Raw genomic sequence first — 6,361 nt, 5'->3', positions numbered from 1 at the left:
ACTAATAAGTATACTAATAAAATTAAATCAGTGAAATCGTCTAAGGCTTCTAAATGTAGTTTCATGACAATAAAACTGAATATTCTACTTAAAAGTAAAAGCAATAGCAAACTTGAAAAGAAATGAAACGTAAAAATACCGTGTTCAAAAAACCACCATCTTTTTTTATTGTGAAATAACCATAATAAAAAAGCAAAAATAGGTAGATAAAAAAACAAGGCTTTAGGTAGTTGTTTATACATTTCCTCACCTATTTTCTTAATTATTTCCTCTTTGGTGTATTTTTTACTTAAATTATCAATTTTGTCTTGTAAAAAATATAACGAATTGTCTTTATCTATTTCAAAATTAAAATTAGCTCCTTTATTATCGATGTTTGTCTTATTTGTTACTTCCAAATCTTTAACATGTACTTCTTCTTTAGTATCTACTTTGAAAACACCAAAAAGCAAAAAGAAAATAAAGTTGATAAAAATGAACAATTTGACAGGTACAACAAACTTTTTACGTTTCCCTTCAAGATAGGTTTTTGTTAAGGTAACTGGGGAATACAATAAATATTTCATGGCTTTCCAAAAGCCATTTTCATAATGTGTAAAATCTTCGATAAAATGAGTAAATAAATAATGAAATGATTGTCTGGTTTCTACGTTTTCCTGACCGCAATTAGGACAAAAACGGAGTTCTACCTGGTGTCCACAGTTTTCACAAATTTGACTTGTTCTTAGATGTCCGCTACTCATGAATTCAATTTTAGGGTAAATCTATAAAAAAAAGTTGAGATGCCCTAAAAATAAAAAAGCTGTCTAAAAAAGACAGCCGTTTCTTTACAAATTAAAATAGGTCTTTTTTAAATAAGACTTTAAGTCAAGAGGTGTTCTACCCAAAATAGTAGTTAAATCAGTAAATGGTTCTTCAAAATCCTGATTTTTAATTCCAGCTGCAAAGCCTAAAGACATTTGTATGATTGCATCTGGTAATCCAATATTATGCAAAGCTGCTTGAAATTCTTGCTCACTTGGATTGATATAGGCAACGGTTTTATTTGCTAGTTCGCTTAAATAAGTTGCTACATCTGCAAAGGAATAAGCTACTACATTAGTCATTTTATACGTTTGATTCACATGCCCTGTTGTGGTTAGAAGATTTGCAATAGCTTCGGCTAATTCTAATCGATCAACAAAAGTAACTTTTCCTTCACCAGCAGGAAAATAAACACCTGTTTCCACTGGATTAGGACTTAAAAACATCGTTATTACATCGGCATACAAAGAATGTTGTAAAAAAGTATAATTTAAGCCACTCTCTTTTATGTATGTTTCTGTTTGAAAATGATCTTCTAATAAAGGTTTAAGTGGTGATTGATTGATAGATTTCATTGATACACCTGTATACAAAATATGCTGTACTCCGTTTTGAACGGCAGTATCTACTACATTTTTATGTTGTTTTAACCTATCATTAAAATCATTTGATGAGATTAATACCACTTGATTGATGTTTTTTAATGCACTTTGTAATGTTTCGGGTTGATGATAATCTCCTACTCTAATGCTTACACCTTTTTCTTGCCAATGTGCTACTTTTGAAGCGTCTCTTACTAAAATTGCAACCTCAGCTAGTCTTCCTTTTTTTTCTAAAAAGTTGAGTATTCCGTTTCCTAATTGACCCGTTGCTCCTGTTATTAATATCATTTTTTTAACGTTTAAAATTATGAATCAAAATTACTTTTAATTAGTATACAAAATATATTAGTATACAAAAGTATAGCGCTATACTCTTGTATACTTAACAATTAATATAGACCTTTGTTTTTAGAAATCAAGTAAAATGAAGCGCCATGGAAATGGAAATTCCTAATATAAAAGCAGGTGTTGGATGTCCAATTGATTATGTGCTTGCCGTAAATGATACCTTAAATGTTATTAATGGGAAATGGAAATTACCTATTATTGGTTCGTTATTATTTGAAAAGAAACGTTTTACTGAAATTCAAAAGAACATTGGTAAAATAACTCCAAGAATGTTATCTAAAGAATTAAAAGAATTAGAGTTAAACGGTATTGTTTTGAGAAAAGTGTATGATACCACACCGGTTATTGTGGAATATGAGCTTTCTGAATCGGCAAAAAAATTAAATGAAGTACTAGATAAAATGGTTGAATGGGGAATTTACCATCGCAAACAAGAATTAAACAAAAAATAATTTATGGAAAAACTACGATTAGATATATGGTCAGATATGCTGTGCCCTTTTTGTTTTATTGGCAAACGCAATTTAGATGAAGCACTAGCACGATTTGAACATAAGGATGATATTCAAATTCAATGGCATAGTTTTCAACTGGCGCCTTATTTACAATATGATGCAACGATTGATGCCCATCAGGCTTTAGCTAATCATAAAAATATGGACTATTTACAAGCCAAACAATTGAATGAGCAAGTGGCACAAATGGCAAAACATGCTGGTATTACTTTTAATTTAGACCAGATGAAATGGGCTAATAGTTATGATGCACATCGTGTTTTACAATTTGCAAAATCAAAAGAGCTGACTCATGCACTAGAAGATCGTTTGTTTGAAGCCGTATTTGTTAAAGGTGAAAATATTAGTGATAAAGATACTTTACTTACCCTAGCTGTTGAGGTTGGTTTACCAAAAGAAGAAGTGGAACAATTACTTTATTCTGATGCTTATGGTGAAGCCGTGAATCAAGATATTCAGTTAGGCGGACAATATGGATTGCGCGGTGTTCCTTTTTTTGTGGCTTTTAACAGTATAAGTTTTAGTGGGGCCTTACCTCCTGAAACGTTTTTAGAAGCCTTGCGTGATATTCATTCGAAATGGAAAGCCTCTACTATGGAAAAATCGACTCTTTCAGGTGAGAGCTGCGATATAGAAGGAAATTGTTAAACGTATTTTATTGTTTTGACGATAGAATGCTCATTCGTTTTTGAAAAAGCTAAAAAACGTGTTGAATGCCTTTTTTAGTATTCTAGAAAATGTGTGATTGTAAAACCTCTTTTAATTGTTTTAAAGGAGGTTTTGCTTTTTAATGGGTGTTTTTTTCTTAACCAAAGTTAGAGAAAAAGTTACTGCACGTGAATATCTAGTTTATTACTCATTTTTAAATTCAGAAAGAACTGGTAAAGCTTTGTTATTAAAATCAAATATAGCTTGATTTTCCCAAGGGGAAGCATTGGTAGCTTGATTTCCTTTCCATGCAATTAATTCAGCTCCCCAGTAACAAAAACCAATTCCATTTTCAGCTTCTTTCATTATGCTTTTAATATCATGTATAAACTTTTTTTGTCCTTCATTGGTTGCTGGATAATCCGGTAAAATGAGTTGACTGTTTTGTCCAACAACATTATTTGTCCAATCATTCCAATCAAGCGTAAATGGATATGCCGTTTCTGCAATTAGAATACTTTTATTGTAGTTTTTGCCCAATTCTTGTAGTTTTTGCTTTAGTTGTGTTATTGATTTGCCATGCCAAATAGGATAATAAGACAAGCCAATAATGTCATAATCTACATATTTGACTATACTGAAAAAGGAGTCCGAATTTTGAATTCCAGCGTAATGTAAAATGATTTTACAATTACTGGAATTTTGCCTTACTGCTAAACATCCTGTTTTTATAAGATCTAAAAAATTATCTTGATTGTTGATTTTTCCAATAGGGTGCAAAAAACCTGAGTTGATTTCATTTCCAATTTGAATGTAGTCTGGATTAATCTGATTCACCACTTTTTTAGTGTAGTTATATACGCTGTCTTTGAGTGAAGTATAACTTAATCCTTCCCATTGAGATGGCATCTGTTGATTAGCTGGATCAGCCCATGTATCAGAGTAATGAACAGTTAACCAAGTTTTGAATCCTTTAAGTTTTAATACTTGCGAAAATTGTTTTACTTCTTCAAAACCAGAATGTTCGTCTACTGGATTAACCCATAATCTGAGTCTTATAGTATTTACACCATTTTCTTTAAGTAAATCCAACAAGTCTTTTTGATTACCATTGAAGTCTTTAAATGATATATTGCTACTTGCTATTTCAGGATATTGTGAAATATCAACGGCTGATACAAAATCCTTTGTAACTGGGCTGCTATTTTCATCCTTAGTACATGAAATAAAAAATAGAAAAATAATATATGCTATTTGAGTTATTTTTTTCATAATAAATGGCAATTAACATCAATCTGTAAAAAAAATTGACCTACTCATAAACAAATATATAAAAATACTTGTAAGAATAACGGATGTTTTGTGTTTTTAAGCAAGCTTCGTATTCAAGGTATTTCTCATCCTTATCTTTTAAGGAAATGCGTATTCATTGAGTTTTATTGTTTCTAATATAATCGCTAAAGAATAGAAACTAATACTTTGTGTGGCTTCTGAAAGGCTTAATAATGTAATCGAAATCCCATACTTTTAGCTAAATTGTATTGCTTTTCAAATAATTCTTCTACAATATCCACTACATCATCGTATTCCTGACAAATGGAGAAGAATAAATTATCTAAAACCGTACTCAAAAGCGGAACTTGATTTACATAACCCGAAATGGATTGGGCGCCTGTTATGTCTAAAAAATATTGAAAAGTTTCTTCTTCTAAATCGAGCAACATGGTATTAGCAAAATGTACTTTTTTACCCTTTAATTTTCCTTCGAAAAATTCTGCTATTTCTTCTAAGGAATAATAATAATCATCTAATATTAGTTGGTTGTTTTGACCTTGAAAAACAAAATACAATAATTCGTAGTCTTGAAAATTTCGGTCTTCATACAATAAGTTTCCTAAGCGCTCTTCAAACGTTTCAATGTCATCACAAACTTGGTAAACATTGGTTACTCCATATTGTAAGGAGAGCTGTTCCAAAGCTGGTAAAATGACGCTGTTGAAGTGTATGCTTGTATTGTTTACATACTCTAAACAAAATAAATGTGTGGCCATGGTAATTTAGTCTTCCAATGAATGGGTGTCGTCTAATTCTAATGCACGAACGGCTTGAACGGCGTTTCCGGCGATACCTCTAATATTGCCATACATGTTTGTGGTATTTAGAATTACTTTTTCAATTTGCTTTTCGCGTTGCGACCAAATGCGTTGCATGGCTCGTTTTTCGCTTATTAAATCGGCTTGCATTTGACTGAATCCTTCTACAATTCCTTCTATTTGTAATCGGAATTCGTTACTGGTTAGAAAATCATACAGCATTTCCATTTTGTCGCCTTTGTTTTCTTGCGATTGTACCGCTTGACTAATTTGAATTAACGACTGACGCAATACTGCGCTTAGCCCTTTGAACTCTTCAAATGTACAGATCCAAATACCGTCTTTCATTCCCATTCGATCCATATCGGCTGGCATGACTTCCGTTACTAAAACTCCAATATTGGCTTTTTTTGTGCGAATATCGTTTTTAAATTTCTCTATCCAAGCAGGTTGAAAAGCTTTTGTACGCTTACTTTCATAATAAATGGTACCGCAATTTTGTACTTCACGCGTATTGACAATTTGAAGACAATCGGCACCCGTTGCGCCTTTCTTAATTTCTTCTAACGTATCTAAGGGAAAGTTTTGCATAATGAATTCTTCAATAGCTAACTCTTGTACTTCACCTTGCATTTGCATTGAGCCTTGCTCCTGCTTGCGTTTCATTTCTTCAGTTAGTTTTTTTTGATCTTCTAGTTGCTTAAGAAGTTCTTTCACTTTGAGTTCGTTCTTTTCCTCCTCCAACTTTCTGATTTTCTCCTTTTCTTGAATTAATTGATCGTTTAACTGTCGCTGCAACTGCGCCTCAATAGCTTCTTTCATTTCCATTTTTTCCCTATTTAATTTAGCTATTTCGGCTTCCATTTTATTCAATTCGCGAATTTTTTCTGATTTTTCTGCCAATTCCTTATTCATCAAGGCAATGCGCTCTTGATTTTCTTCTTCTAATTTTTGTTTAAGTCTTTCAGCTATGTCTCTTTCCGCTTGTTTTTTTTCACGCTCTAAACGCTCTGCAAACAATTCATTTTCTTGTCTTTTTTTAGCTTCAAATTCGGCTTTAGCTTTTTCAAATTGTTCCTTTTTTAAAGCTATTTCCTTTTCTTGCATAGCGGCTTTAGATTGAAATTCCTTACGTAATGTTTCTTCTATTTGATGTTTTAAAAGATCGTTAACATCAATAGCAGTTCCACAATTAGGACATTGAATAGTAGAAGAAGGTATACTCATAAAATAGAAAATTTAGGAACTCAAAAGTAAGCAATCAAAAAGAAATTTAAGAAAAAAAGAAAAGCTTTTATTGAATTAAATAATATAACAAAAAAGAATAGTATTGTTAATTTTAATTCTAACC

7 protein-coding genes are annotated in these 6,361 nt (G+C 31.6%); 2 read left to right on the top strand and 5 right to left on the bottom strand.

The features are described 5' to 3' along the window. On the bottom strand, positions 1 to 743 hold a 743-nt coding region (locus QZ824_RS10285; RefSeq protein ID WP_291275929.1), incomplete at its 3' end, for a DUF3667 domain-containing protein. An 84-nt stretch (positions 744 to 827) separates the two neighbouring features. Then, positions 828 to 1,694: an SDR family oxidoreductase gene (locus QZ824_RS10280; protein WP_291275928.1), complete on the bottom strand. Its 867-nt coding sequence runs from the start codon at positions 1,692 to 1,694 to the stop codon at positions 828 to 830. A 146-nt stretch (positions 1,695 to 1,840) separates the two neighbouring features. Between QZ824_RS10280 and QZ824_RS10275 the strand changes: the two genes are divergently transcribed. Then, positions 1,841 to 2,206: a helix-turn-helix domain-containing protein gene (locus QZ824_RS10275; RefSeq protein WP_291275927.1), complete on the top strand. Its 366-nt coding sequence runs from the start codon at positions 1,841 to 1,843 to the stop codon at positions 2,204 to 2,206. Positions 2,207 to 2,209: 3 nt separating this feature from the next. Next, positions 2,210 to 2,917 (top strand): DsbA family oxidoreductase, encoded by a 708-nt coding sequence (locus QZ824_RS10270; protein ID WP_291275926.1) that lies wholly within the window; start codon positions 2,210 to 2,212, stop codon positions 2,915 to 2,917. A gap of 204 nt (positions 2,918 to 3,121) precedes the next feature. Here QZ824_RS10270 and QZ824_RS10265 read toward each other — a convergent pair whose 3' ends face one another. The 3 genes from QZ824_RS10265 to QZ824_RS10255 all read right to left on the bottom strand — a co-directional run bounded on the left by QZ824_RS10265 (position 3,122) and on the right by QZ824_RS10255 (position 6,237). Beyond that, positions 3,122 to 4,189, bottom strand: coding sequence for a glycosyl hydrolase 53 family protein (locus QZ824_RS10265; RefSeq protein ID WP_291275925.1), 1,068 nt, complete (start codon positions 4,187 to 4,189; stop codon positions 3,122 to 3,124). A gap of 227 nt (positions 4,190 to 4,416) precedes the next feature. Beyond that, a complete protein-coding gene (locus tag QZ824_RS10260) occupies positions 4,417 to 4,968 on the bottom strand; it encodes a DUF6642 family protein (protein ID WP_291275924.1) in 552 nt (183 codons plus the stop codon). A gap of 6 nt (positions 4,969 to 4,974) precedes the next feature. Then, positions 4,975 to 6,237, bottom strand: a complete 1,263-nt coding sequence (locus QZ824_RS10255) for a DUF2130 domain-containing protein (RefSeq protein WP_291275923.1) — start codon at positions 6,235 to 6,237, stop codon at positions 4,975 to 4,977. Between the last annotated feature and the right edge of the window lie 124 nt (positions 6,238 to 6,361).

This window comes from Flavobacterium sp., assembly GCF_021151785.1.
GTDB lineage: Bacteria > Bacteroidota > Bacteroidia > Flavobacteriales > Flavobacteriaceae > Flavobacterium.
The sequence above is the reverse complement of the archived record's forward strand: the minus strand, read 5'-3'. Positions and strand labels throughout refer to the sequence as shown.